Origin of the sequence: Massilia sp. TSP1-1-2, from assembly GCF_049896185.1 — a bacterium.
In the GTDB taxonomy this organism is placed as follows: domain Bacteria; phylum Pseudomonadota; class Gammaproteobacteria; order Burkholderiales; family Burkholderiaceae_D; genus Telluria_A.
The window spans coordinates 73,344-97,527 of the sequence record NZ_JAFCTU010000018.1; the positions used below are offsets into that span (position 1 = coordinate 73,344).

Annotated in this window: 23 protein-coding genes; 11 read left to right on the top strand and 12 right to left on the bottom strand. The window is 63.8% G+C overall.

All coding sequences use genetic code 11. The annotated features are described in order from the left end of the window. The first annotated feature begins 259 nt into the window (after positions 1–259). From argS to ACP7BV_RS16445, 7 genes are read left to right on the top strand one after another with little or no spacing between them, the layout of a single operon-like run. Positions 260–1,978, top strand: a complete 1,719-nt coding sequence (argS, locus tag ACP7BV_RS16415; RefSeq protein WP_426105326.1) for an arginine--tRNA ligase — start codon at positions 260–262, stop codon at positions 1,976–1,978. Between the two features lie 54 nt (positions 1,979–2,032). Then, positions 2,033–2,740, top strand: coding sequence for an SPOR domain-containing protein (locus ACP7BV_RS16420; RefSeq protein ID WP_426105327.1), 708 nt, complete (start codon positions 2,033–2,035; stop codon positions 2,738–2,740). A gap of 15 nt (positions 2,741–2,755) precedes the next feature. Further along, on the top strand, positions 2,756–3,421 hold the full coding sequence (locus ACP7BV_RS16425) for a thiol:disulfide interchange protein DsbA/DsbL (RefSeq protein WP_426105328.1): 666 nt from the start codon (positions 2,756–2,758) through the stop codon (positions 3,419–3,421). 19 nt (positions 3,422–3,440) lie between these two features. Then, the gene (locus ACP7BV_RS16430; RefSeq protein WP_426105329.1) at positions 3,441–4,253 is read left to right on the top strand and encodes an SDR family oxidoreductase; all 813 of its coding nucleotides are present in this window, start codon (positions 3,441–3,443) and stop codon (positions 4,251–4,253) included. Further along, on the top strand, positions 4,250–5,026 hold the full coding sequence (locus tag ACP7BV_RS16435; protein WP_426105331.1) for a biotin--[acetyl-CoA-carboxylase] ligase: 777 nt from the start codon (positions 4,250–4,252) through the stop codon (positions 5,024–5,026). Before ACP7BV_RS16430 ends, ACP7BV_RS16435 begins: the two co-directional genes overlap by 4 nt. Positions 5,027–5,030: 4 nt before the next feature. Further along, on the top strand, positions 5,031–5,771 hold the full coding sequence (locus tag ACP7BV_RS16440; RefSeq protein WP_426105332.1) for a type III pantothenate kinase: 741 nt from the start codon (positions 5,031–5,033) through the stop codon (positions 5,769–5,771). 3 nt (positions 5,772–5,774) lie between these two features. Then, complete coding sequence (locus tag ACP7BV_RS16445) at positions 5,775–6,464, top strand: SPOR domain-containing protein (protein ID WP_426105333.1); 690 nt, start codon at positions 5,775–5,777, stop codon at positions 6,462–6,464. A gap of 2 nt (positions 6,465–6,466) precedes the next feature. Here the strand turns inward: ACP7BV_RS16445 and ACP7BV_RS16450 are convergent, their stop codons facing one another. From ACP7BV_RS16450 to ACP7BV_RS16475, 6 genes are all read right to left on the bottom strand, one after another. Beyond that, entirely contained in the window at positions 6,467–7,522 is a 1,056-nt protein-coding gene (locus ACP7BV_RS16450; RefSeq protein ID WP_426105335.1) for a septal ring lytic transglycosylase RlpA family protein, read from the bottom strand. A gap of 13 nt (positions 7,523–7,535) precedes the next feature. Then, entirely contained in the window at positions 7,536–8,648 is a 1,113-nt protein-coding gene (rodA, locus tag ACP7BV_RS16455) for a rod shape-determining protein RodA (protein ID WP_426105336.1), read from the bottom strand. Positions 8,649–8,652: 4 nt separating this feature from the next. Next, positions 8,653–10,629, bottom strand: a complete 1,977-nt coding sequence (mrdA, locus tag ACP7BV_RS16460) for a penicillin-binding protein 2 (protein ID WP_426105339.1) — start codon at positions 10,627–10,629, stop codon at positions 8,653–8,655. A gap of 13 nt (positions 10,630–10,642) precedes the next feature. Continuing rightward, the gene (gene mreD / locus ACP7BV_RS16465) at positions 10,643–11,155 is read right to left on the bottom strand and encodes a rod shape-determining protein MreD (protein ID WP_426105341.1); all 513 of its coding nucleotides are present in this window, start codon (positions 11,153–11,155) and stop codon (positions 10,643–10,645) included. Then, complete coding sequence (mreC, locus tag ACP7BV_RS16470; RefSeq protein ID WP_426105343.1) at positions 11,152–12,219, bottom strand: rod shape-determining protein MreC; 1,068 nt, start codon at positions 12,217–12,219, stop codon at positions 11,152–11,154. The genes mreD and mreC overlap by 4 nt, the downstream gene beginning before the upstream one ends. Before the next feature lie 126 nt (positions 12,220–12,345). Continuing rightward, positions 12,346–13,389 (bottom strand): rod shape-determining protein, encoded by a 1,044-nt coding sequence (locus ACP7BV_RS16475; protein ID WP_018057985.1) that lies wholly within the window; start codon positions 13,387–13,389, stop codon positions 12,346–12,348. 322 nt (positions 13,390–13,711) lie between these two features. On the opposite strand from ACP7BV_RS16475, the gene gatC reads away from it, so the two are divergent. The 3 genes from gatC (at position 13,712) to gatB (ending at position 17,032) form a co-directional block, all read left to right on the top strand. After that, a complete protein-coding gene (gene gatC, locus ACP7BV_RS16480; RefSeq protein ID WP_426105345.1) occupies positions 13,712–14,014 on the top strand; it encodes an Asp-tRNA(Asn)/Glu-tRNA(Gln) amidotransferase subunit GatC in 303 nt (100 codons plus the stop codon). A 20-nt stretch (positions 14,015–14,034) separates the two neighbouring features. Further along, on the top strand, positions 14,035–15,510 hold the full coding sequence (gatA, locus tag ACP7BV_RS16485; RefSeq protein WP_426105348.1) for an Asp-tRNA(Asn)/Glu-tRNA(Gln) amidotransferase subunit GatA: 1,476 nt from the start codon (positions 14,035–14,037) through the stop codon (positions 15,508–15,510). Between the two features lie 61 nt (positions 15,511–15,571). Continuing rightward, the gene (gene gatB, locus ACP7BV_RS16490) at positions 15,572–17,032 is read left to right on the top strand and encodes an Asp-tRNA(Asn)/Glu-tRNA(Gln) amidotransferase subunit GatB (protein ID WP_426105349.1); all 1,461 of its coding nucleotides are present in this window, start codon (positions 15,572–15,574) and stop codon (positions 17,030–17,032) included. A 29-nt stretch (positions 17,033–17,061) separates the two neighbouring features. Here the strand turns inward: gatB and pyrE are convergent, their stop codons facing one another. After that, positions 17,062–17,724 carry an orotate phosphoribosyltransferase gene (gene pyrE, locus ACP7BV_RS16495; RefSeq protein ID WP_426105351.1) on the bottom strand — a complete coding sequence of 221 codons (663 nt, stop codon included), beginning with the start codon at positions 17,722–17,724 and terminating at the stop codon, positions 17,062–17,064. A 70-nt stretch (positions 17,725–17,794) separates the two neighbouring features. On the opposite strand from pyrE, the gene ACP7BV_RS16500 reads away from it, so the two are divergent. Beyond that, complete coding sequence (locus tag ACP7BV_RS16500; RefSeq protein WP_426105353.1) at positions 17,795–18,565, top strand: exodeoxyribonuclease III; 771 nt, start codon at positions 17,795–17,797, stop codon at positions 18,563–18,565. A 4-nt stretch (positions 18,566–18,569) separates the two neighbouring features. Here the strand turns inward: ACP7BV_RS16500 and ACP7BV_RS16505 are convergent, their stop codons facing one another. From ACP7BV_RS16505 to ptsP, 5 genes are all read right to left on the bottom strand, one after another. Further along, on the bottom strand, positions 18,570–19,484 hold the full coding sequence (locus ACP7BV_RS16505) for a pseudouridine synthase (protein WP_426105354.1): 915 nt from the start codon (positions 19,482–19,484) through the stop codon (positions 18,570–18,572). After that, the gene (locus tag ACP7BV_RS16510; protein ID WP_426105355.1) at positions 19,485–20,498 is read right to left on the bottom strand and encodes a M48 family metallopeptidase; all 1,014 of its coding nucleotides are present in this window, start codon (positions 20,496–20,498) and stop codon (positions 19,485–19,487) included. Positions 20,499–20,571: 73 nt separating this feature from the next. Next, on the bottom strand, positions 20,572–21,189 hold the full coding sequence (gene metW, locus ACP7BV_RS16515; protein WP_426105357.1) for a methionine biosynthesis protein MetW: 618 nt from the start codon (positions 21,187–21,189) through the stop codon (positions 20,572–20,574). Further along, positions 21,186–22,304, bottom strand: coding sequence for a homoserine O-succinyltransferase MetX (metX, locus tag ACP7BV_RS16520; RefSeq protein WP_426105397.1), 1,119 nt, complete (start codon positions 22,302–22,304; stop codon positions 21,186–21,188). The genes metW and metX overlap by 4 nt, the downstream gene beginning before the upstream one ends. 82 nt (positions 22,305–22,386) lie before the next feature. Next, complete coding sequence (ptsP, locus tag ACP7BV_RS16525; RefSeq protein ID WP_426105359.1) at positions 22,387–24,138, bottom strand: phosphoenolpyruvate--protein phosphotransferase; 1,752 nt, start codon at positions 24,136–24,138, stop codon at positions 22,387–22,389. Between the last annotated feature and the right edge of the window lie 46 nt (positions 24,139–24,184).

Here is a 24,184-nt window from a genome sequence, read left to right on the forward strand (position 1 = left end):
GAGGCTTAAGCACGCTCGGGTGGCTGATAAAACAACACCGCATCGCGGTCGGCTGGACACAGGCATGTCTGACCCGGGTGCGGCGGGGACTTAGGGCAGGCTGCCGGCGCCGCCGTCGAACCGGGCTCAGACCCCCTAAAAGAAACACCGGGGTCCGACCCCGCGCCAACACTGCTCAGCCCCTGCCCAAACCAGTATAATTGGACCCAACTATGCCTGTGGCCCGGCCACCGCTCTTTTACTCTATAGAACACCGCACATGCTCGCCTCGCAAAAACAAGAAATCGTCGCCCTGTTCCAGGACGCCCTCGCCCCCATTCTGGAAGGGGCCGGGGGAACGCACATTACCGCCAACGTCGTGCTGGAACGCCCGCGCGACGCCTCGCACGGCGACGTCGCCTGCAATATCGCCATGCAGCTGGCCAAGCAGCTCAAGATGAACCCGCGCGAGCTGGCCCAGAAAATCGTCGCCGCCCTGCTCGAGAACCCGGCCGGCAAGGCCCTGGTCGAAAGCGCCGACATCGCCGGCCCCGGCTTCATCAACCTGCGCGTGGCGGCGTCGAGCAAGCAGGCGGTGGTCAAGGCCATTTTGGACCAGAAAGCCGCTTTCGGTCGCAGCACAGCCGGCGCCGGCAAAAAAGTCATCCTCGAATTCGTCTCGGCCAACCCGACCGGCCCCCTGCACGTGGGCCATGGCCGCCAGGCCGCCCTCGGCGACGCCTTGTCCAGCCTGTTCGACTCGCAAGGCTTTGACGTCACGCGCGAGTTTTACTATAACGACGCCGGCGTGCAGATTGCCACCCTGGCAGCTTCGGTGCAGGCGCGCGCCAAGGGCTTCAAGCCGGGCGACGCGCAGTGGCCTGAAGCTGCCTACAACGGCGACTACATCGCCGATATCGCAGCCGACTTCATGGCCGGCAAGACCGTGTCGGCCAGCGACAGCGCGCCCGTCACCGGCAGCGGCAATGCAGACGACCTCGATTCGATCCGCCCGTTCGCCGTCACCTACCTGCGCAACGAGCAGGACATCGACTTGCTCGCATTCGGCGTCAAGTTCGACAACTACTATCTCGAGTCGTCGTTGTACGCAGACGGCAAGGTCGAGCAGGCGGTCGAGGCGCTGATCAAGTCCGGCAAGACGTACGAGCAGGATGGCGCGCTGTGGCTGCGCACCACCGACTTTGGCGACGACAAGGACCGCGTGATGCGCAAGTCCGAAGGCGGCTACACCTATTTTGTGCCGGACGTGGCGTATCACCTCGTCAAGTGGCAGCGCGGCTTCGGCCAGGCCATCAACATCCAGGGCAGCGACCATCACGGGACGATCGCGCGCGTGCGCGCCGGCCTGCAGGCGCTTGACCAGGGCATCCCGCAGGGCTTCCCGGACTACGTGTTGCATAAAATGGTCACCGTCATGAAGGACGGCGCCGAAGTGAAAATCTCCAAGCGCGCCGGCTCGTACGTGACGGTGCGCGACCTGATCGAATGGTCCGGCGACGGCAACATCGCCAAGGGGCGCGACGCGGTGCGCTTTTTCCTTATTTCGCGCAAGGCCGACACCGAATTCGTGTTCGACGTCGACGTCGCCCTCAAGACGTCCGATGAAAACCCCGTGTATTACGTGCAGTACGCCCATGCGCGCATTTGCCGCATGCTCGAGCAGTTCACCGGCGACGAAGCCGCGCTGGCTACGGCCGACCTGTCGCCCTTGACCGCGCCCACCGAACTGACGCTGCTGGCCACGCTGGCGAGCTACCCGGAAGTGCTCGCGCGCGCGCAGAGCGAACTTGGCCCGCACCAGATCGCGTTCTACCTGCGCGACTTGGCCGCCAACCTGCACAGCTTTTATTTTGCCGAGCGCGTGCTGGTCGAGGACGCCACGCTCAAGATGGCGCGCCTGGCCTTGATGCATGCCACGCGCCAGGTGCTGCGCAATGGCCTGGCCTTGATCGGCGTCTCGGCGCCGGTCCAGATGTAAAGCCGTCCCGTCACTGCCAACCCAGATGTAATCGTCGCTTATTAAAAGACTTCCATGACATTCGCTTCCACCACCCTTTTCCGCCAGCGCGGCAATACGCTCACCGGCGTCATCATCGGCCTGATCGTGGGCCTGGTCATCGCCGTGGCCGTCGCGCTCCTGATCACCAAGGGCGGCACGCCGTTCACCGACAAATCCGGCAAGGCGGGCAAGATGGCCGACCCGAGTCCGGACCAGATCGCGGACCCGAACAAGCCAATGTACGGCAACAAGGAAGCGGCGCGCCAGGCCAACAAGGAAGTGGCGGACAAGCAGAAGCAGGATGATCCGCTGGGCGAGGCGGTCAAGAAAATGGATCCTCCGGCGGCGGCAGCGCCGGCCAAGACGGCCGACGCCAAGCTGGCCGAGGCCAAACCTGCGCCTGAAGCTAAACCTACGACCGAAGCCAAGATGGCGCCGGAGTCCAAGCCGTCCGAGGCGGCCAACATCCAGCCCAAGCCGGTGGCGCCCGACACGGGCGACGAAAAGGTGACGTACTACCTGCAGGCCGGCGCCTTCCGCGAAATCGACGACGCCGAAAACACGCGCGCCAAGCTCGCGCTGCTCGGCTTTGAAGCGTCGATCAGCGAAAAGCCCAACGAGAGCGGCGTGCTGCACCGGGTCCGGGTCGGCCCCTTCCCGCAGGTGGAAGCGATGAACAAGGCGCGCGCCAAACTGATCGACAGCGGCATCGATGTCGCCATTGTCAAAAACCAGAAGTAACCACGGAGACCCACCATGCGTTTGATCCAGAAGCTGTTGTTTGCCCTGACCCTGGGCGTTGCCGCAAGCGCGTCCGCCGCCGACGCTCCCGTCGAGGGCAAGCAATACCGCGTCCTGCCCAACGTCCAGAACACCGACGCCGGTAAAAAGGTCGAAGTCACCGAATTCTTTTCGTACGCCTGTCCGCACTGCCACGCGTTCGAGCCGGCGCTGGCCGACTGGGTCCGAAAAAACCAGAACAAGGTCGTCTTCCGGCGCGTGCACGTGGCCTTCAGCGCCGCCGAGCAGCCGCTGCAGCGCCTGTATGTGACGCTGGAAGGCATGGGCGTGCTCGAGCAAAACCACGCTAAGGTATTTGACGCCATCCACGTCAGCAACCTGCGCCTGACGAGCGACGAAGCCATTCTTGGATGGGCGGGCGGCGCCGGCCTGGACCGCGCAAAGCTGGGCGACGCCTACCGTTCCTTCGGCACCGCCTCGCGCGTCAACCGCGCCAAGGGCCTGGCCGAGGCTTACCAGATTCGCCAGTGGCCGACGGTTGCCATCGATGGCCGCTTCATCACCTCGCCGCAGCAGGTCAGCTCGGCCGTCACCCCGCCGCTGGGCGAAGCGGACAGCCAGCAGGCCGCCCTCAAGGTCATGGACTATCTGGTGGCCAAAGCGCTGGCAGAAAAGAAGTGACGCTGCACGCGGTCGGCGCATGATGCGCGTTTTCATCACCGGCGCCTCGAGCGGCATTGGCGCGGCGCTCGCGCGCGAATACGCCGCGCAAGGCGCGATGCTGGGCCTGGTGGCGCGGCGCGCCGAGGTGCTTGCCGCCCTGGTGGCCGAATTGCCGCATCCCGAACGGCACGCCGTCTATGCGCTGGACGTGACGGACCATGCCGCCTTGACCAGCGCGGCGCACGACTTCATCGCGCGCGCCGGGGGCGCCGACATCGTCATCGCCTGCGCCGGCGTCTCGCACGGCACCCTGACCGAACACCCCGAAGACCAGCAAGTTTTCGACGCCATCCTCAGCACCAACGTGAGCGCCACCTTCGCCACCTTCTCGCCCTTCATCGAGAGCATGAAAGCCCAGACCGGGCGGCGCCGCCTGGTCGGCATCGCCAGCGTGGCCGGCGTGCGCGGCCTGCCCGGCGCCGGCGCCTACAGCGCCTCGAAAGCGGCGGTGGTGTGCTACTGCGAGTCGCTGCGGCTGGAGTTAAAACCCTACGGCATTGACGTGGTGACCATCGCGCCCGGCTATATCGCCACTCCGATGACCCAAAAAAACACCTATCCGATGCCGTTCCTGATGCCGGCCGAGCGCTTTGCCGCCAAGGCCGCGCGCGCGGTCGCCAGCGGCGTCAGCTACCGCGTCATCCCGTGGCAAATGGGCGTGGTGGCCAAGCTGCTGCGCATGCTGCCCAACTGGTTGTACGACTTCGCGTTTTCCAAGGCGCCGCATAAAGCACGTAAAGACCCGGCCCGCATCGACCCCGCACGTAAAGACCCGGCAGGCGAAGCATGAACGGCGCGGCGATTGCCCGCATTTGCGGCCCCGCATTCAACGCGGTAGCCGACATTGAAGTGGTCGCTGAAACCGGCTCCACCAATGCCGACCTGCTGGCACGCAGCGCGCACCAGGCGCGCAACACGGTCTTGATCGCCGAGCGCCAGAACGCCGGGCGCGGCCGGGCGGGCCGCAGCTGGCTGTCGGCCGAAGGCGGCTCGCTGACGTTTTCAGTGGCGTGGAAGTTCCACTGCCCGCTGCACGCGCTGGCAGGCTTGCCGCTGGCCGTGGGCGTGGCGCTGGCTGAAACGCTGGCCAGCCTGAGCGTCAACGTGCAGCTCAAGTGGCCCAACGATTTGCTCAAGGATGGCGCCAAGCTGGCCGGCGTGCTGATTGAAACCCGGAGCGCCCCGGACGACGCCGTGTGGGCAGTAATCGGGATCGGCCTGAACCTGCATTTGCCCGACGAACTCGAACAGCGCATCGGCCGCCCTGCAGCCAGCGCGCCATGGCTGGCGGCAATGGACCGCGACGCCCTGATGGCAGCCCTGCTGTCGAACCTCGCGGCTAGTCTCGACCAGTTCGGCCAGCTTGGCTTTGCGGCCTTCAGCGCGCGCTGGAACCGCCTGCACGCCCACCAGGGCAGCATGGTGCAGATTGTCGACGGCGGCGTGACCGTGGCCGAAGGCATTGCCGCCGGCGTTGACGACAGCGGCGCGCTGCTGCTCGACAGCGCCGCCGGCCGCATCGCCATCGTGGCCGGCGACGTGTCGCTGCGCGCGCAGGCATAAGCCGATGCTGCTGCTGATCGACGCCGGCAATACGCGCATCAAGTGGGCCTTGGCAGAATCCGGCGCGCCTTTGGGCCAGTGGGTTGACGCGGGCGCCGTGTCGCACGCCGAACTCAATTATCTGCCGGCCTGCTGGCAGGGCCGCAGGGTCGTGCGCGCGGTGGTGGCCAACGTGGCGGGAGCCAAGCTGCGCGACCAGCTGCAGCTGATGCTGCCCACCACCACCATCGACTGGTTCGCGTCGCTGCCCCAGCTGGACGGCATGCGCAACGGCTACCGCAATCCCGGCCAGCTCGGGTGCGATCGCTTTGCCGCCGCGCTGGGCGCGCGCGCGCTGGCCCCTGGTCAGGCACTCGTAGTGGCCACCTGCGGCACCGCCACCACGATTGATGCCGTCAGCGCCGACGGACGTTTTTTGGGTGGCATGATCTTGCCGGGCCTGGGCCTGATGGCCGCTTCGCTGGCCAGGAACACCGCGCAGTTGCCTTCAGTTGAACTGGGAAAAACGCTCACGGCCGGCTTTGCCGACAATACCGACGACGCCATTATGGCAGGCTGCCTGTCGGCGCAGGCCGGCGCCATCGAACGGGCCTGCGCGCTGCACCGCGCGCAAGCGTGCATCGTCTCGGGCGGCGCCGCGCCGTTTATTGCGCCGGTGCTGACAGTGGCGCACCGGATGGTCGATAATATCGTCCTGATCGGCCTGCAACGGGCCGCCGCCGCTTCACACCCCACAACGGGATAGCCTGTGCTGAAATTAATCTTCTGGACTTTGCTGGGCCTGAACGCCGTGCTGTTCGCCTATGACCATGGGGCGCTCGGCAGCTTCAAGGCCGGCGAGCGCGAACCGGGGCGCATCAAGAACCAGATCAATACCGACAAGCTGCGCCTGCAGCCGGCGGGCCTGCCGCCGGTTCTCCCAACCTCGCCGGAGGCCGCGGCACCAGCGGTGACAGAGACGAGCGCCGCCGGCGCGCTGATCGCGTGCACCGAGATCGGCAACTTCGCCGCCGCCGAGGCGCGCCGCTTCGAGCGCCAGGTGGCGCCCTTGCAGCTGGCCGACAAGCAGTCGCAGGAAGAAGTGACGGGGCAGGAAATCACTAGCCACATGGTGATGATCCCGCCTTTGGGCAGCAAGGAAGCGGCCGACAAAAAGGCGGCGGAACTGAAAGCGCAAGGGGTGAGCAACTTCTTCATCATGAACGACAGCTCGCCGACCAAGTGGGCCATTTCGCTGGGCGTATTCAAGTCGGAGGCGGCGGCGCAGACGCTGATGGCGGCACTCAAAAAGCAGGGCGTGGTCGGCGCCAAGGTGGCCGGCCGCTCGAGCGCCGCAACCAGGCTGGTCTACCGCTTCCGCAATATCGATGCCGACACGCGCGCCAAGCTTGACGCTATCGCCGCAAAATTCACGGCCGATACGCGCACCTGCAAGTAAGTCTATCGCTTTATCACGATCGGGCGCAGCCCGAGCGAACCGGCCACGTCGCGCGCCGCGTCCTGCGCTTCGGCGCGGGTGCCAAACGGGCCGCTCAGCACACGGTGCAGCGCACCGAAAGACACAACGTCCAGTCCCGCACCGGCCCAGCCATTGCCCATGATCCTGGCGCGGATCTCGGCCGCCTTGTCGGCCCGGCTGAAAGCGCCCATCTGCACATAAAATCCGCCCGCCGGCGCGGCCACCGCTACCGCCATCGGCGCTTCATCGGAGCCGTTCGCCGGATGCACCTTCAGGGCCTTGATCTCGGCCTTGTTCTCGACAATCAGCTGATTAAGCTCGGCCGCCGCCTGCAGCGGACCCTGGCGCGCTTCATCGGGCTCGGTGGCGTTGCGGCGCACCGTCGCCAGACGCGTGCCGGCGTCCGGCAGCAAGCGTTCGAGCCGCACTTCGTGGCTGCCGTTTTGCAGCAGCCCCAGTTTGACGGCCGCCGTGTACGAGACATCGACGATGCGCGACGCATGAAAGGGACCGCGGTCGTTGATGCGCACCACCACCTGCTTGCCGCTGGCCACGCTGGTGATGCGCGCATACGAAGGAATCGGCAGCGTCGGATGGGCGGCCGTCATCTTGTACATATCGTAGAGCTCACCCGACGAGGTTTTCTGGCCGTGGAATTTTTTGCCGTACCAGCTGCCGACGCCGCGCTGAATGAAAGGCTGCTCGTTCAACAGCGGCGTGTAGCTTTTGCCAAAGACGACATACGGCCGGTTCGCATAGCGCGAATACGGCTCGAAGCGCACCTGCGCATCGGGCACCTGTTCCAGGTTGGGCGGGGGCGAGTCTTCCGGACCGTCGTCCATGTAGTAGCCGCCCGGTCTGGTCGCCGGCGGGGGCAGCGCGGGCAACTCGGCGCGCAGGGGAGGATGGCTGGCGGCGCGCAGCGGCGGCGCCGGCATGTGGCCGCGCCCGCCGACCAGCGGCGTTTCGGCGCAGCCCGACAGCAGCGCCAGCAAGCTGGCGGCGATGATCAGTGGGGGGTGTCTCGACACGTTCATCGCGCCTTTCGTATCAGGTTTGTATTAGTTTTCGATGCCTCTGAATACTCATCAGGATACCTGCACCGAGCCCGAGTGTACCAAACGCGGTGCCGCCATAGCTCATGAACGGCAGCGGCACGCCGACCACCGGCAAAATCCCGCTCACCATGCCCATGTTGACAAAGGCGTAGGTGAAGAAAATCATGGCAATCGCCCCGGCCAGCAGGCGCGTGAACAGGCTCGGTGCATTGGCGGCGATGATCAGCCCGCGCCCGATCAGCAGCAGGTAGATCAGCACCAGTCCCAGGATGCCGACCAGGCCGAACTCCTCCGAGTACAGCGAAAAAATGAAGTCGGTGGTGTGCTCGGGGACGAATTCGAGGTGCGACTGGGTCCCCTTGAGCAAGCCCTTGCCCGAAAAGCCGCCCGAGCCGATCGCGATGATCGACTGGATGATGTGAAAGCCCTTGCCCAGCGGGTCCTTGGTGGGATCGATCAGCGTCATGATGCGGTCGCGCTGGTAGTCGTGCATCAGCGACCAGGCCACCGGCAGGCTGGCCGCGCCAGCGAAGAACAGCCCGCCCAGCGCCTTCCACGACAGCCCCGCCAAAAAGATGACGTAAAAGCCCGACGAGAGCACCAGCAGCGAGGTGCCCAGGTCCGGCTGCAGCTGGATCAGCCCCACCGGCACGGCCAGCAGCACCGAGGCGATGGCAAAATTCTGCCAGCGCGCCATGCCCGCGCGCTGGTGGAAATACCAGGCCAGCATCATCGGCATCGCGATCTTCATGATCTCGGACGGCTGGATATCGGTGCCGATATAAAGCCAGCGGCGCGCGCCCTTCTTGACCACGCCGAACAGGAACACCGCCACCAGCAGCGCCACCCCGACCGTGTAGATCGGCACGGCCAGGCGCATCAGCGTTTGCGGGGGTACCAGCGCGGCGGCCCACATGATCAAAAAGGCGATCAGGGTGTTGCGCATCTGCGCTTCAAAGCGGCCCGGGAACTCGATCCCGGCCGAGTACATCGTCAGTAGGCTGGTGGCCAGCAGCAGGAACAGGATCATCGCCAGCGGCGCGTCGAAGACCAGGATGTACGGTTTCATGCGCCGCCAGAGCGAGCGCCGTTCATTGATACGCATGCGGTTATTCCTTGGGCGCGGGCGCCGGGGCGCCCGGTTGAAATAGCGTCTCGGGCACCGGGTCGGGCGGGACGGCGTCGAGCTCTTCGACCGCAACCGCGGTTGGCACGGCGGCGCCCTTGCCGCCCGGGCGCTTGCCCAGCAAGTGGTAGTCGAGCGCCTTGCGCGCGATCGGAGCGGCAATCGCGGCGCCAAAGCCGGCGTTCTCCACGATCAGGGCGAGCGCGATGCGCGGCTTGTCGGCCGGGGCAAAGGCGACGTACAGCGAATTGTCGCGGAAGCGTTCATTCATCGCCTTGGCATTGTATTTTTCGCCGCGTTTCAAGCCCACGGTTTGCGAAGTGCCGGTCTTGCCGCCGGCCGAGTAGCCCGCGTTGGCAAAGGCCAGCTTGCCGGTGCCCTCGAGCGTGACGCCGACCATCGCGTGCTTGATGATGTCGATGTTGGCCTGCTTGAGCGCGATCTTGAAGCTCGGCGCAGCCACCGTCGGCTTGCGCACGCGCGTGGTGCCGTCTTCGATCATCTTGACCAGGTGCGGCTTCATGACCACGCCGTCGTTGGCCAGCGTGGCCACCGCATGCGCCAGCTGCAAGATGGTATAGCTGTTGAAGCCCTGGCCGATGCCGATGTTGACCGTGTCGCCCTTTTGCCACTGCTGCATCGCCTTGTTCTTGGCGAAGTGCGTGCGCTTCCATTCCTTGGACGGCAGCACGCCCTTGCGTTCGCTGTCGAGGTCAATCCCGGTCAGGCGGCCAAAGCCGAACGGCTCCATGAAGTCGTGGATGGCGTCGATGCCCAGGTCGTTGCCAAGCATGTAGTAATAGGTATTGCAGGAGATAACGATCGAGCGGTACATGTCGACCGCGCCGTGGCCGCCCGCCTTGTCGTCCATCCAGCGGTAGCCGCCCAGGCTGAACGAACCCGGGTCGGAGAGCGTGTAGCCGGCCGTGCGCTTGCCCAGCTCGAGCGCGGCCAGCGCCATGAAAGGCTTGAAGGTGGAACCGGGCGGATAGGTGCCCTGCAGCGGGCGGTTCAGCAGCGGCCGGTCGAGCGAGGTATTGAGTTCGTTCCAGCTTTGGCTGTCGATCCCGTCGACGAACAGGTTGGGATCGAAACCGGGACGCGAGACATACGCCAGCACGTCGCCGGTGGACGGCTCGATCGCCACCAGCGCGCCGCGAAAGTCGGCAAAGGCGTCCTCGAGGATCTTCTGCAGCTCGATGTCGATCGACAGCACCAGGTTGTTGCCGGCGGTAGCCTCCGTGCGCGACATGGTGCTCACCGCGCGTCCGCCGGCGGTCTTGATGACTTTTTGGTAGCCGGTCTGGCCGTGCAGCTGCGCTTCGTAGCTTTTCTCGATGCCTTCCTTGCCAATGTGGTCGGTGCCGCGATAGTTGTTGCCGTCGCTGCCCTCTTCCAGCGCCTTGGCTTCGCGCTCGTTGATGCGGCCAATAAAACCGATCACGTGCGCCGCGCTCTCGCCCATTGGATACTGGCGAAACAGGCGTGCCTGCACGTCCACGCCGGGAAAGCGAAAGCGCTGTGCCGTAAAGCGCGCCACTTCGTCGTCGGTCAGGCGCGTGCGCAGCGGTACGCTTTCAAAGTTCTTGGACTCGGCCAGCAGGGTGCGAAAGCGCTTGCGGTCCTTCGGTTCGATCACCACCAGCGTGGCCAGTTCATCGATGACCGAGTCGAGCGTGGCGCGCAGCTTGGAGGGCGTGATTTCGAGCGTGTAGGCCGAAAAATTACGCGCCAGGACCACGCCGTTGCGGTCCACGATCAAGCCGCGGTTGGGGACGATCGGCACGATGGCGATCCGGTTGCCCTCGGCCAGCGCGGCGTAGTCGCTGTGCTTGACCACCTGCAGCCACACCACGCGCGCCACCAGCAGCGAAAAGCAGATAAAGACCAGGCCGAACAGCGCCGTGACGCGCAGGCGGAAAAGATGGATCTCGCGATCGTTGTTTTTAATTTCTGTCATTGCGCGAGCGGCATCAGATCGGGCGCGTGTCGTCGCGGTCGACGGCGCGGCGCTGGGGCGCCAGCAGCATCCAGGTGATCAGGGGCCACAGCACGATGCCGACCGCGCTCTCGGCAAAGTACAGCAGGCCGGAGCTTTTGCCGGTGATGATGTAGCGTACCAGCACCTGGGTCGCCTGCGTCATGAGCAGCAGCGGGAACACGTGCAGGGCCTGCGTCAGGACCGGAAACCACAGCACGCGGCGGTGGATCATGATCGCGAAATAGGACAGCAAGGTGTAAGCCAGCGCGTTCTCGCCGAGTAGCGTGGCCTCGTGCACGTCCATCAACAGGCCCATGAAAAACGCCATGCCGATGCCGACCTTGCGCGGCTGGTGGATACCCCAGAACACCAGCACCAGCGCCACGAAGTCGGGCGCGCCGGCAAAATGCCCCCAGGGCAGCATATTGACCAGGAAGGCCACCGTCAGGCTAAAGCCGATGAACAGGGGGCTGACGGGCAGCAGGATGTAGTGCGGGCGATTCATCGGGTAACTCCCGGGGTGGGCGCCGGCGCACGTACCGCTGGCGTGGCGCGATTGGTGGCAGCCGGAGCGGCGGTCGGGGCCGCGGGCAGCAGCGCAGGAGCCGCCGGCACCAGCGCTGCTGCCGTCTGTGAATCGGGCGGCGCCAGTACCGGCGCGCCGCTTGGCGTCATTTTGGGCAGGGCCGACTTCTTGACCGGCTTGACCGTTTCCTCGGGTGGGCGCGGCGCCAGCTTGGTGAGCGCCATCAGGATCAGCAGCTGGCGATGGCGGTCGATGCCGGCCAGCGGCTGGCACACCACGCCGCCAAAGGCGCCGGCGGCGCTGTTTTCAACGCGGATGACCTTGGCCACGGCCAGCCCGGCCGGGTACACCCCGTCCAGGCCCGACGTGATGAGAATGTCGCCGACCAGAATGTCGGCGTTGGGCGTGACGAAGCGCAGGTCCAGCAAGCCCGATTGGCCGCGCCCATACGCCACGCTGCGCAGGCCGTTGCGCAGCACCTGCACGGGAATGGCCTGCTCGCGGTCGGTCAGCAGCGTCACTTCGGACGTGAACGGGAACACGCGCGTGACCTGGCCGACCACGCCGGCATTGTCGATCACGGGCAGGCCCAGGACGACCGCGTCGTTGCCGCCGCGGTCCAGCACGATCTTGCGGCTTGACGGGTCGCGCGCGTCGTACAGGATTTCGCTCATCAGGGTGGGCACCGGCAGCGCTTCGCGCGCGCCCATCAGCTTGCGCAATTGGACGTTCTCGGCCAATTGCTGCTGCGCCTGCTGCATGGTCTGGGCGGCGGCAACTTCGGCCATCTTTAGTTCGCGCACCTGCTTTTCCAGCGCCGACAGGGATGAAAAATAGGTCCCCATGGCGCCCAGCGCGTCGCGCGGCACCATCGCTACTTTTTGCAAAGGATAGAGCACCGTGGCGGCAATCTGGCGCACATAGGCGAGCGCGTGGAAATGCGAATCGACCACCAGCAGGATGATCGAAATGAACGCGAAAACTGTCACCTTGACACGGGCGGATGCACCTTGTTTGAAGAGTGGCGGCGGACTGTATTCCATGACTTCCAATAATGACGGCGCGCGGCACCAGAGGCCAAGGCGGCCAAGGCGGCCGGTGCAGCCGGTGCGGCCGGTGCAGCCGGTGCGGCCGGTGCGGCTGGAACAGCCACCGCCCGGCCAAGTGCTTTATTCGTACGAGAAGATCGAACCGAGTTTGTCCATGCGCTCGAGCGCCATGCCCGAACCGCGCACCACGCAGGTGAGCGGATCTTCGGCCACCAGCACCGGCAGGCCGGTTTCTTCCATCAGCAGGCGGTCCAGGTCGCGCAGCAAAGCGCCACCGCCGGTGAGCATCATGCCTTTTTCGGCGATGTCGGCGCCCAGTTCCGGCGGGGTTTGCTCGAGCGCGTTCTTGACGGCCGAGACGATGTTGTTGAGCGGGTCGGTCAGCGCTTCGAGGATCTCATTGGACGAAATGGTAAACGAGCGCGGAATGCCTTCGGACAGGTTGCGGCCCTTGACTTCCATTTCCTTCACTTCCGACCCGGGGAAGGCCGAACCGATGGCCTTCTTGATCGCTTCGGCGGTCTGCTCGCCAATCAGCATGCCGTAGTTGCGGCGGATGTAGTTGACGATGGCTTCGTCGAATTTGTCGCCGCCCACGCGCACCGAACCCTTGTAGACCATGCCGCCGAGCGAAATGATGCCCACTTCGGTGGTGCCCCCGCCAATGTCGACCACCATCGAGCCGGTGGCGTCCGACACCGGCAAGCCGGCGCCGATGGCCGCTGCCATGGGTTCTTCGATCAGGTAGACCTGCGAAGCGCCGGCGCCCAGCGCCGACTCGCGAATCGCGCGCCGCTCGACCTGGGTCGAGCCGCAAGGCACGCAGATGATGATGCGCGGGGAAGGACGGAAGAATTTCGAGTCGTGCACCATCCGGATGAACTGCTTGAGCATCTGTTCGGTGACGGTGAAGTCGGCGATCACGCCGTCTTTCATGGGGCGGATCGCCTCGATATTGCCCGGTACCTTGCCCAGCATTTGCTTGGCTTCCTTGCCCACTGCCTGGATCGTTTTTTTGCCATTCGGGCCGCCTTCCTGGCGGATTGCGACGACCGACGGCTCATCGAGCACGATGCCCAGGCCGCGTACATAAATCAGTGTATTTGCCGTACCCAGGTCAATTGCAAGATCGTTCGAAAAATAGCTGCGTAAAAAACCAAACATGTGTGTCCTGATGCGCAAGCGCTGCGCGTGATCATTAATATGGAAACTGCGTAAAACACAGGCTGCGCGCTTGCACGTACCCGCACCGGCGCGGCCTTGCTGATGCTGCGGCGAACCCTATTCGGTGCCGTCAACGCATTAGCCCGCCATTCTACCTTATAATTTAGGCGTTAATTGCTGAAAAACCGGTGTATTGCGCGCCTGACTCCACAGTGAAATCGGCGGCATTGACAAGCTTTTATCCGATTTAGCGCACTGTTATTCAAATTTCACTATCCATTTCCATAACATTTTGAACACGGTCCGCCCCGTGCATCCCGCCATGTCTCTCACGCTTTCAGACGTAAAACGCATTGCCAACCTGGCCCAGCTCCACATGGACGACGCCCATGCCGAGGTGGCATTGACAGAATTGAACGGCATTTTCGCACTGGCCGAGCAAATGCAGGCAATCGATACCACCGGGGTGGCGCCGCTATCGCAGCCGCTGGCCGCCTTATTGGGCAATTTGCCGCTGCGCCTGCGCGAAGACCAGGTCACCGAAGAAAACCGGCGCGACGATTATCAATTGAGCGCACCGAAAGTCCAGGACGGCCTGTACCTGGTTCCGCAGGTTATTGAATAAATACGAACCGACTATCAGACATGCATACCAAAACATTAAAACAGCTGTCCGCGCTGCTGCATTCAAAACAAGTATCGAGCACCGAGCTGACCGCGCATTACCTGCAGCGCGCGCAAGCGAGCGACCTGAACGCCTTTTTGCACGTGGACCCTGCCCTCTCGCTGGCCCAGGCGGCGGCCGCCGACGCGCGCCTGGCCGGTGGCGGCGCGGGCGTGCTGACCGGGATCCCGATCGCGCACAAGGATATTTTCGTCACGCGCGACTGGCGTTCGACGGCCGGCTCGAACATGCTGGCCAATTACACCAGCCCTTTCAACGCCACCGTGGTCGACAAGTTCGCCATGGCCGGCATGGTCACGCTGGGCAAACTCAATTGCGACGAATTTGCGATGGGCTCGTCGAACGAGAACTCGGCCTTTGGCGCCGTCAAGAACCCGTGGGACAAGCTGGCGGTGCCGGGCGGCTCCTCGGGCGGCTCGGCTGCGGCAATTGCCGCGCGCCTGGCGCCGGCGGCTACCGCCACCGACACCGGCGGCTCGATCCGCCAGCCGGCCGCGTTTTGCGGCGTGACCGGCATCAAGCCAACTTACGGGCGCGTCTCGCGCTACGGCATGATCGCGTTTGCGTCCTCGCTCGACCAGGGCGGGCCGATGGCGCAAACGGCCGAAGACTGCGCCTTGCTGCTCAATGAAATGATCGGCTTCGACGAGCGCGACGCGACCAGTCTGACGGCCGAACAGGGCAATGTGCGCGAAGACTTTACGCGCGACCTGAACCAACCCTTGACGGGCTTGCGCATCGGCCTGCCGAAGGAATACTTCGGCGAAGGCTTGGCCAGCGATGTGGAACAGGCCGTGCGCGCAGCGCTTGAGGAATTCGTCAAGCTGGGCGCCACGCTGGTTGACATCTCGCTGCCCAAGACGGCGCTGTCGATTCCCGTGTACTACATCATCGCGCCGGCCGAAGCCTCGTCGAACTTGTCGCGCTTTGACGGCGTACGCTACGGGCACCGCGCCGCCGAATACACCAACCTGAACGATATGTACAAGAAGAGCCGCGCCGAGGGTTTCGGCGCTGAAGTGCAGCGCCGCATCATGGTCGGCACCTACGTGCTGTGCCACGGCTACTACGACGCCTATTACGTGCAGGCCCAGAAGATCCGGCGCCTGATCGCCGACGACTTCAAGGCGGCGCTGGGCGAGCAGTGCGACGTGATCATGGGGCCGGTGGCGCCGACCGTGGCGTGGGACCTGGGCGCGAAATCGAACGACCCGGTGGCCAACTACCTGGCCGACATCTTCACGCTCTCGACCAGTCTGGCAGGCTTACCCGGCATGTCGGTGCCGTGCGGCTTTGGCCAAGGCGAGAAAAACAGCAGCCGCCCGGTGGGCCTGCAAATCATTGGCAACTATTTTGCCGAAGCGAAGCTGCTGGGTATCGCGCACCAGTACCAGCAAGTGACCGACTGGCATACCCGCGCGCCTGCCGGCGCTTAAACGCTCGAGCTAAAACGCTCAAGCTAAAACGCTCACGCTAAAAGACAACAGAGAGAATTCTATGCAATGGGAAGTCGTCATCGGTATTGAGAACCACGTTCAACTCACGACCAACTCCAAGATCTTCAGCGGCAGTGCGATCGCCTTTGGCGCCGCGCCGAACACGCAGGCCAGTCCGGTCGACCTGGCGCTGCCGGGCGTGCTGCCGGTGATGAACAAGGGCGCCGTCGAGCGCGCGATCCGCTTTGGGCTGGCGGTGGGCGCCACCATCGCACCCGAGTCCATTTTCGCGCGCAAGAACTACTTCTATCCGGACCTGCCAAAGGGTTACCAGATCAGCCAGTTCGCCGACCCGGTGGTCATCGGTGGCAAGGTCACGTTCGGTTTTGAAAAGGATGGCAAGTTCGAAACGCGCACCGTCAACCTGACCCGCGCCCACCTCGAAGAAGACGCCGGCAAGTCGCTGCACGAAGACTATGCGGGCATGACCGGGATCGACTTGAACCGGGCCGGCACGCCGCTGCTGGAAATCGTCTCCGAGCCGGAAATGCGCAGCGCCGCCGAAGCGGTCGCGTACTGCAAGGCGCTCCATTCGCTGGTGGTGTGGCTGGGGATTTGCGACGGGAACATGCAGGAAGGCTCGTTCAGGTGCGACATCAACGTATCGGTGCGGCCGGTGGGGCAGACCGAATTTGGCACGCGCTGCGAGATCAAGAACCTGAACTCGTTCCGGTTCATTGAAGAGGCGGTGCACGTGGAAGTGCGGCGCCAGATCGAACTGATCGAAGACGGCGGCAGGGTAGTGCAGGCCACGCGCCTGTATGACCCGGACCGCAAGGAAACGCGTTCGATGCGCAGCAAGGAAGACGCGCAGGACTACCGCTACTTCCCCGACCCCGATTTGCCGCCGCTGCTGATATCGGAAGACTGGATCAGCCGCATCAAGGCCGACATGCCCGAGCTGCCGGGCGCGATGCGCGCGCGCTTCGTGGGCGACTACGCTTTGCCCGAATACGACAGCCTGATCATGACGTCGTCGCAGCAGATGGCCGGCTTTTTTGAAGCCGTGGTGGCCAAGGCCGGCAAGGAAAACGCCAAGCTTGCCGCCAACTGGCTGATGGGCGACGTCGCCTCGACGCTGAACCGCGAAGGCGTCGATATTGCCGATTCGCCGGTCGAAGCGTCGCAGCTGGCGCTGCTGTTAAAGCGCATCGCCGACGGCACCATCTCGAACAAGATCGCCAAGGAAGTGTTTGCGGCGATGTGGGAAGCGAAGTCGAGCGACGAAAACATCGCCGACGCCATCATCGACCAGAAGGGCTTGCGCCAGATATCGGATAGCGGCGCGCTGGAAAAGATCGTGGACGACGTACTGGCCGCCAACGAGAAATCCGTCGAACAATACCGCGCCGGCAAGGAAGCGGCCATCAACGCGCTCATCGGCCAGGCGATGAAAGCCTCCAAAGGCAAGGCCAACCCGGCCCAGCTGACGGAACTGCTGAAGAAAAAGCTGGCCGGCTAAGCAGCAAAAAAGTTGCTACACAACCGGGGTCAGATGCCGTAGCGGGTGCGGTAGGCGGAGACGGCGTCCTTGTATTGCAGCAGCTCGGGGTCGGCGCCGGCGCCGTTCAGGTAGCTGAACAGGTCGTCGAGGTTGCCGATCGATACGACCGGGATGCCGAATTCCTGGCTGACTTCTTGTACCGCGGAACTGGCCGACAGCTCGCCGTCCTTGCCGGAGCGCTCCATCCGGTCCAGTGCGATCAGCACGGCGCATGGCTCGGCGCCGGCGGCGCGGATCATGTCCACCGATTCGCGCACCGAGGTGCCGGCCGAAATCACGTCGTCGATGATGACCACTTTGCCGGCAAGCTTGGCGCCGACGATGGTGCCGCCTTCGCCATGGTCCTTGGCTTCCTTGCGGTTGAAGGCGAACGAGGTGTTGTGCCCTTTGCCGGCCAGTGCGACAGCGGTGGCGGACGCGAGCGTAATGCCCTTGTAGGCCGGCCCGAACAGCATGTCGAACTGCACACCCGAGTCGAGCAGCGTCTGTGCGTAAAACTGGGCTAGCCGGGCCAGGGTGGCGCCGTCATGGAACAGGCCGGCATTAAAGAAATACGGCGACTGGCGCCCCGCTTTGGTGGTGAAGTTGCCAAAACGCAGCACACCCGTGGACACCGAAAACGCGATAAACTGTTGGCGCAAATTGTTCACGTTATTGCCTCATTGTTGAATTCATTGTTAGTAACTGGCCGTATTTTACGCCACCCCTCCCCCTGGAACCATGCCAAAAATTATTTCCGCCAACCTGAACGGGATCCGCTCCGCTCACAAAAAAGGCTTTTTCAACTGGATGGCCTCCCAAACCGCCGATTTTGTCTGCGTCCAAGAACTCAAGGCTCAGCTGCCCGACATGACCGAGGATTTCCTCGCGCCGGGCGGCTACCACGGCCACTTCCATTACGCCGAGAAAAAAGGGTATTCGGGCACCGGCATCTATAGCCGCACCAAGCCCGATGCGGTACGGGTCGGCTTCGGCAGCCCGGAATTCGATGCGGAAGGGCGCTACGTGCGCGCCGATTTCGGCAACCTGACCATCATTTCGGTGTATTGCCCGTCCGGCTCGTCCTCGCCCGAACGCCAGGAAGCGAAATTCCGCTTCATGGCGCTTTTCCTGCCGCATCTGCTCGAGCTGCGCAAGGAAGGGCGCGAAGTGGTCATTTGCGGCGACTGGAATATCGCGCACCATGAAATCGACCTGAAAAACTTCAAAGGCAACAAGAAGAATTCAGGCTTCCTGCCGGAAGAACGCGCCTGGCTCACGCGCGTGTTCGACGAATTGGGATTCGTGGACGTCCATCGCGGCATCGACAAGCGCCCGGAGCAGTACACCTGGTGGAGCAATCGCGGCCAGGCGTATGCCAAGAACGTGGGGTGGCGTATCGATTATCACGTCGCCACGCCCGGCATCGCGGCGCAGGCCAAGGCGGTGTCGGTGTACAAGGATGAACGGTTCTCCGACCATGCGCCCTTGATTATCGACTACTCGCTGTAATCGTTCAGAGCGTGCGGACGCTTTCAAAGCGCCGCCGCTCACCGCTCACCGGATCGTCAAACGCTATCGCGCGCGCCAGCAGTTTGAGCGGATTGATAAAATCATCTTCCTTGATCGGCAGGGCGACCGGATAGAACGCATCGTTCAAAATCGGTGCGCCGAGGGCCGCCATGTGCACGCGCAGCTGGTGCTTGCGCCCCGTGCGCGGCTGCAGCCGGTACAGCATGCCCTCCGCGCGCGGTTCAATCACATCGATCAGCGTTTCGGAATTCGGTTCGCCCGGCGCTTCTTCCATGCGAAAAAACGGCGTGCCGTCGACCATCCGGCTGCGATGGATGAAGGGGAATGCCCGATCCGGCATCGCCGGCGCCAGCGCTTCATACACTTTTTCCACGCTGCGCTGCTGGAACAGCGACTGGTACGCCCCGCGGTTCTCGGCGCGCAGCGAAAACAGCACCACGCCGGCGGTCTCGCGATCGAGCCGGTGGATGGGAATGAGCTGCTCTTCGCCCAGCTTGTGCTTCAGGCGCACCAGCAGCGACTCGTGCAGGAAGCGCCCGCCCGGCGTGGTCGGCAGAAAGTGCGGCTTGTCGACCACCAGCAGGTGCGCGTCGCGGTACAGGATCTGCTCTTCGAATGGAATCGGGGTTTCGTCGTCGAGCTCGCGGTAGTACCAGATGCGCAAGCCGCGCCGCAGCAGGCTGTCGGGGCCGAGTACCACGCCGCTGCCGTCGATCACTTCGCGGCGCGCCATGCGGTCGCGCCAGGTCGACTCGGTCACGTCGGCAAAGCGCGCCAGCAGATAGGCCAGCGCCGGGCCGGGAGCGAGCTCCTGGACCCACATGTAGCTGGGCGCCACGCCGTCGCGCATGGGCAACAAGGGCAACAACATCGCACTGGCGTCGGCAGGCCCGCCCATTTAATTCATGGCGGTCGTGCGGTACGGCGGCAGGCTATTGACCGAGGTGCCTTTGGCGCGCGCATACAGCGGCAGCAGCACGTTCATGTGGTTGTTCATCTGCTCGATGCGTTCGCGACCGCCCGGGTGGGTCGACATCCAGGCCGGCGGCGAGCCTTTGCTGGAGGCGGCCATTTTCTGCCATAGCACCACGCCGGCGCGCGGGTCGTAGCCGGCGCGCGCCGCCAGGTCCAGGCCGATCAGGTCAGCCTCGCGCTCGTCGTCGCGCGAAAACTTGAGCGAGGCCAGTTGCGAGCCATACTGGGCAACGGTACCGGTGATGTTGGGGTCAATGCCCAGCCAGGATGACAGCAAGGCGCCGCCCAGGCGCGCGCCAACATTGGTGGCGGTGGACTTGACCATCTGTTCGCGCCCGTGCTCGCGCAGCGCGTGGGCGATTTCGTGGCCCATGATGGCGGCCGCTTCATCGTCGGTCAGCTTGAGGGTGGTGAGGATGCCGCTGAAAAACGCAATGCGCCCGCCAGGCATGCAAAAAGCGTTGACCTGCTGCGAACCGAGCAGGTTGACTTGCCAGTTCCAGTTGGCCGCCTCCGGATTCCAGCGCGTGGTGTACGGGATGATGCGCTTGGCGATACTGCGCAGGCGGATCACTTGCGCATTGTTGGCCGGCGCCAGCGCCCCCTTGCTCTGGGCTTGCTGCATCAGCTGCAGATACTGCTCTTTCGATTGCGCTTCCATGGTCTCGGCAGAGGCAATCTTGCGCCATTTGGGCATGGGGCGCAGCTGGATGCCATCTTGCACCGTAGCCTGCCCGCTATTGCGCCCCTGCGTCTGTTGGCTGGCCCGTTCGGGCGCCTGTTCGGTATTGCGTTCGGGCGCCTGTTCGGTATTGCGTTCGGGCGTCTGTTCGGAACTGACCGACGATATCTGGCGCGGCAAACTCTGCTGCGCGTGAGTAGCGCCGACGCAGCCGATCAAAGCAATGGCGAGGGTGACTTTTTTTAATTGATTCATAATGGTATTCCATGCTGTGAACTTGATAACACTATCATCGCAGGAAATGCTGCTTTGAGGCACACGATACCGCCTACGGCACGACAAGTGTTTTTTTGCGCAGCCGAAATACTGCCAAGCTGCCGCGCAGGTTGGGCAAGAACGAGACCGGCTTGCCATTGACCAGCGCCACCCGCTCCAGTACTTCGAGTCCGCATTCGGCGGCGAGTTCCTCAAAATCATAAATGGTTGCGCAGCGCACGTTGGGCGTGTCGTACCACTGATAAGGGAGCGACTTGGACACCGGCATGCGCCCTTTGATCAGCGCCACCCGGTGCGGCCAGTACGCGAAATTGGGGAACGAGACAATGGCCTCATTGCCAACCCGGACGATATCGCGCAGCAGCGGCTCGACGTGCTGCATCATTTGCAGCGACGACAGGCACAGCACGGTGTCGAAGGAATTGTCGCCAAAAATCGACAAACCTTTTTCCATGTCCTGCTGGATCACGTTGATGCCGCGCTTGGCGCTGGCCAGCAGCGAAGCGTCGGCAATTTCAATGCCGTAGCCGGTGCATTGTTTCCCGCTTTGCAGGTAGTGCAGCATGGCGCCGTCGCCGCAGCCCACGTCAAGCACGTGCGAACCCTCGCGCACCCAGTGCGCGATAAAGGCCAGGTCGGGCCGCAGGGTGGACAGGTCGTTGAAGTTCATGGCTTGCCTTTCGCGGCAAGGCCGTCCCAGATGCGTTCGTAATAGGCGCGCACCATGTTGATGTAGCGCGCGTCTTCCAGCAGGAAGGCGTCGTGGCCGTGCGGGGCGTCGATTTCGGCGTAGGTTACGCGGCGCCGGTTGCACACCAGCGCCTGCACGATCTCGCGCGAGCGCTGCGGCGAAAAGCGCCAGTCGGTGGAGAAGGAGGCTACAAAAAATTCGGCGCGGGTGGCGGCCAGCGCGCGCGTCAGGTCGCCGTCAAAGGCGCGCGCCGGATCGAAGTAATCGAGCGCCTTGGTGATCAAGAGGTAGGTATTGGCGTCGAAGTATTCGGAGAATTTGTCGCCCTGGTAGCGCAGGTAGGATTCGATTTCGAAGTCGACGCCAAAGTCGAATTTGTACTTGTTGCCTTCGCCCGCGTTGCGCAGCTTGCGGCCGAATTTTTCGGCCATGTCGTCGTCCGACAGGTAGGTGATGTGGCCCACCATGCGCGCCACGCGCAGCCCGTTTTTTGGCACCACGCCGTGCGCGTAAAAGTCGCCGCCGCGGTAGTCGGGGTCCGACAAAATGGCCTGGCGCGCGACGTCGTTAAAGGCGATGTTTTGCGCCGACAGCTTGGGCGTGGAGGCGATCACCACGCAGTGGCCCAGGCGCTCCGGGTACATCATGCTCCAGGCCAGCGCCTGCATGCCGCCCAGCGAGCCGCCCATCACGGCGGCAAAGCGCGCGATGCCCAGTTGGTCGGCCAGGCGCGCCTGCGCGGCCACCCAGTCTTCCACCGTCACGACGGGAAACGATGCGCCATAGGGCTTACCGGTGGCCGGATTGTCGTGCATCGGGCCGGTCGAGCCGAAGCACGAACCGAGGTTGTTGACGCCGATGACAAAAAACCGGTTGGTGTCGACTGGTTTACCGGGGCCGACCATGTTGTTCCACCAGCCGGGGTTCTGGTCGCCTTCGTACATGCCGGCCACGTGGTGCGAGGCGTTGAGCGCGTGGCATACCAGCACGCCGTTGGAGCGCTCGGCGTTGAGCGTGCCGTAGGTCTCGTACATGAGCGTGTAGTCGGCCAGCGCCGCGCCGCCCTGCAGTTGCAAAGGCTCGGCAAAGCGCATCGTTTGGGGTGTGACGATTCCAATGGATTGCATGTGGCTCGCTAAGTGATTCAATATATGGATAAACTTGCAGAAAACCGTATCAAATGATCTGTAGCTGTTCGACCGCTTCCGCAATTAAGTGCGGCTCCATGGTGCGCAAGATCTTGCGCGTGTGCGGGGTGATCGTGGTCAGGTCGCAGTTGAGGATTTCCTGCTTGACCGACAGCAGCTGCGCCGGATGCATGGAAAATTCGCGCAGCCCCATGCCCAGCAGCAACCGCGTGAGCTTGGTGTCGCCCGCCATTTCACCGCACACGGCCACGTCGATGCCGGCCTTTTTGCCGGCCATGATGGTCATCGCAATCAGTTGCAAGATGGCCGGATGGAGCGGGTTGTACAGGTGCGCCACTTCGTAGTCGACGCGGTCAATCGCCAGCGTGTACTGGATCAGGTCATTGGTGCCGATCGACAGAAAGTCCATGCGTTTGACGAACATCGGCAGCGCCAGCGCGGCCGCCGGGATCTCGATCATGGCGCCCACTTCAATGGCCGCGTCGTACTTGTGGCCGGCCTCGCGCAGCTGGGCCTTGGCCTGCTCGATCATGGCCAGCGACTGGTCGATCTCGAACGCGTGCGCCAGCATCGGGATCAAGAGGCGCACCTTGCCAAAGCTCGATGCGCGCAAAATGGCGCGCAACTGCGTCAGGAACAGCTGCGGCTCGGCCAGGCAGTAACGGATCGCGCGCAGGCCCAGCGCCGGGTTGAGCGCCGTGTGCTCGCTCTGGTCGAGCGGCTTGTCGGCGCCGATGTCGAGCGTGCGGATCGTGACCGGGCGCCCTTTCATGGCCGTCACGGCCTTTTTGTACTGCTCGAACTGTTCGTCTTCGCTGGGAATGCGGTGCGCGTGGCCGGCGCGCGCCATGAACAGAAATTCGGAGCGGAACAGGCCCACGCCTTCGGCGCCGGACTCCAGCGCGCCGGGGCAGTCGTCGGGCAGCTCGATGTTCGCGTGCAGCGTGATGGTGGTGCCGTCGCGCGTGACGGCGGGGGTTTTCTTGAGCTTGAGGAGCTTTTTGCGCGCCTTTAGCATGGCGCCCTGGCGCGCGCGGTATTGGTCGAGCACCAGCGCACTGGGGTTGGCGATGACGACGCCGGCGTCGCCGTCGATGATGACCCAGTCATCCTGTTCGATCAGCGAGGAGGCCTGCGACATGCCGACCGCCGCCGGAATATCCAGGCTGCGCGCGACAATGGCGGTGTGCGAATTCTGCCCGCCCACGTCGGTCACAAAACCGATGAAGGAGCGGTCGCGAAACTGCAGCATGTCGGCCGGCGAAATGTCATGCGCGACGACGATCATCTGCGGCTGGAACTGGTCGCCCGTGGCCGGTGCGCTCGCCAGCTGCGCGGTCCCCATCAGCACCTTGAGCACGCGCTCCGCCACTTGCTGGATGTCGGCCTTGCGTTCGCGCAGGTACTCGTCTTCAATCTCGTCGAACTGCGCCGACAGTTCGTCGATCTGCGTGACCAGCGCCCATTCGGCGTTGTAGTGGCGGGTGCGGATGATGTCGAGCGGCGCTTCGGAAATCATGGGATCCGACAGGATCAGCGCATGCACGTCGATGAACGCGCCCAGTTCGGTGGGGGCGTCTTTCGGCAGGTCGGTCCACAGGGCCTGCAGGCCGCGGTGCACGTCGGCCAGCGCATCTTGCAGTCGCCGCACTTCGTTCTCAAGCTGCTCTTCGGCCACCAGGTAGTGCTTGACGTCCAGCGCGGCAGGCGTGAGCAAGTGCGCGCGCCCGATCGAAATGCCGCGGGAGACGGGGATGCCGTGGAGCGTGAACGATGCCATTGGTAGTCCTGGGTGTCCGAAGTGTCCTGGGTTTCCTGCTATTAAG

Bases quoted from the DNA above. Each gene is read 5' to 3' on its own strand.
- ACP7BV_RS16420 (WP_426105327.1), top strand. From the start codon at position 2,033: ATGACATTCGCTTCCACCACCCTTTTCCGCCAGCGCGGCAATACGCTC.
- ACP7BV_RS16510 (WP_426105355.1), bottom strand. From the start codon at position 20,498: ATGAATCAATTAAAAAAAGTCACCCTCGCCATTGCTTTGATCGGCTGC.
- ACP7BV_RS16450 (WP_426105335.1), bottom strand. From the start codon at position 7,522: ATGAACGTGTCGAGACACCCCCCACTGATCATCGCCGCCAGCTTGCTG.
- argS (WP_426105326.1), top strand. From the start codon at position 260: ATGCTCGCCTCGCAAAAACAAGAAATCGTCGCCCTGTTCCAGGACGCC.
- metW (WP_426105357.1), bottom strand. From the start codon at position 21,189: ATGAACTTCAACGACCTGTCCACCCTGCGGCCCGACCTGGCCTTTATC.
- gatB (WP_426105349.1), top strand. From the start codon at position 15,572: ATGCAATGGGAAGTCGTCATCGGTATTGAGAACCACGTTCAACTCACG.
- ACP7BV_RS16475 (WP_018057985.1), bottom strand. From the start codon at position 13,389: ATGTTTGGTTTTTTACGCAGCTATTTTTCGAACGATCTTGCAATTGAC.
- mreD (WP_426105341.1), bottom strand. From the start codon at position 11,155: ATGAATCGCCCGCACTACATCCTGCTGCCCGTCAGCCCCCTGTTCATC.
- ACP7BV_RS16435 (WP_426105331.1), top strand. From the start codon at position 4,250: ATGAACGGCGCGGCGATTGCCCGCATTTGCGGCCCCGCATTCAACGCG.
- ACP7BV_RS16430 (WP_426105329.1), top strand. From the start codon at position 3,441: ATGATGCGCGTTTTCATCACCGGCGCCTCGAGCGGCATTGGCGCGGCG.
- gatA (WP_426105348.1), top strand. From the start codon at position 14,035: ATGCATACCAAAACATTAAAACAGCTGTCCGCGCTGCTGCATTCAAAA.
- rodA (WP_426105336.1), bottom strand. From the start codon at position 8,648: ATGCGTATCAATGAACGGCGCTCGCTCTGGCGGCGCATGAAACCGTAC.
- ACP7BV_RS16440 (WP_426105332.1), top strand. From the start codon at position 5,031: ATGCTGCTGCTGATCGACGCCGGCAATACGCGCATCAAGTGGGCCTTG.
- mrdA (WP_426105339.1), bottom strand. From the start codon at position 10,629: ATGACAGAAATTAAAAACAACGATCGCGAGATCCATCTTTTCCGCCTG.
- ptsP (WP_426105359.1), bottom strand. From the start codon at position 24,138: ATGGCATCGTTCACGCTCCACGGCATCCCCGTCTCCCGCGGCATTTCG.
- ACP7BV_RS16505 (WP_426105354.1), bottom strand. From the start codon at position 19,484: ATGGGCGGGCCTGCCGACGCCAGTGCGATGTTGTTGCCCTTGTTGCCC.
- ACP7BV_RS16425 (WP_426105328.1), top strand. From the start codon at position 2,756: ATGCGTTTGATCCAGAAGCTGTTGTTTGCCCTGACCCTGGGCGTTGCC.
- metX (WP_426105397.1), bottom strand. From the start codon at position 22,304: ATGCGCTTTGCCGAGCCTTTGCAACTGCAGGGCGGCGCGGCGCTGGCC.
- ACP7BV_RS16500 (WP_426105353.1), top strand. From the start codon at position 17,795: ATGCCAAAAATTATTTCCGCCAACCTGAACGGGATCCGCTCCGCTCAC.
- mreC (WP_426105343.1), bottom strand. From the start codon at position 12,219: ATGGAATACAGTCCGCCGCCACTCTTCAAACAAGGTGCATCCGCCCGT.
- gatC (WP_426105345.1), top strand. From the start codon at position 13,712: ATGTCTCTCACGCTTTCAGACGTAAAACGCATTGCCAACCTGGCCCAG.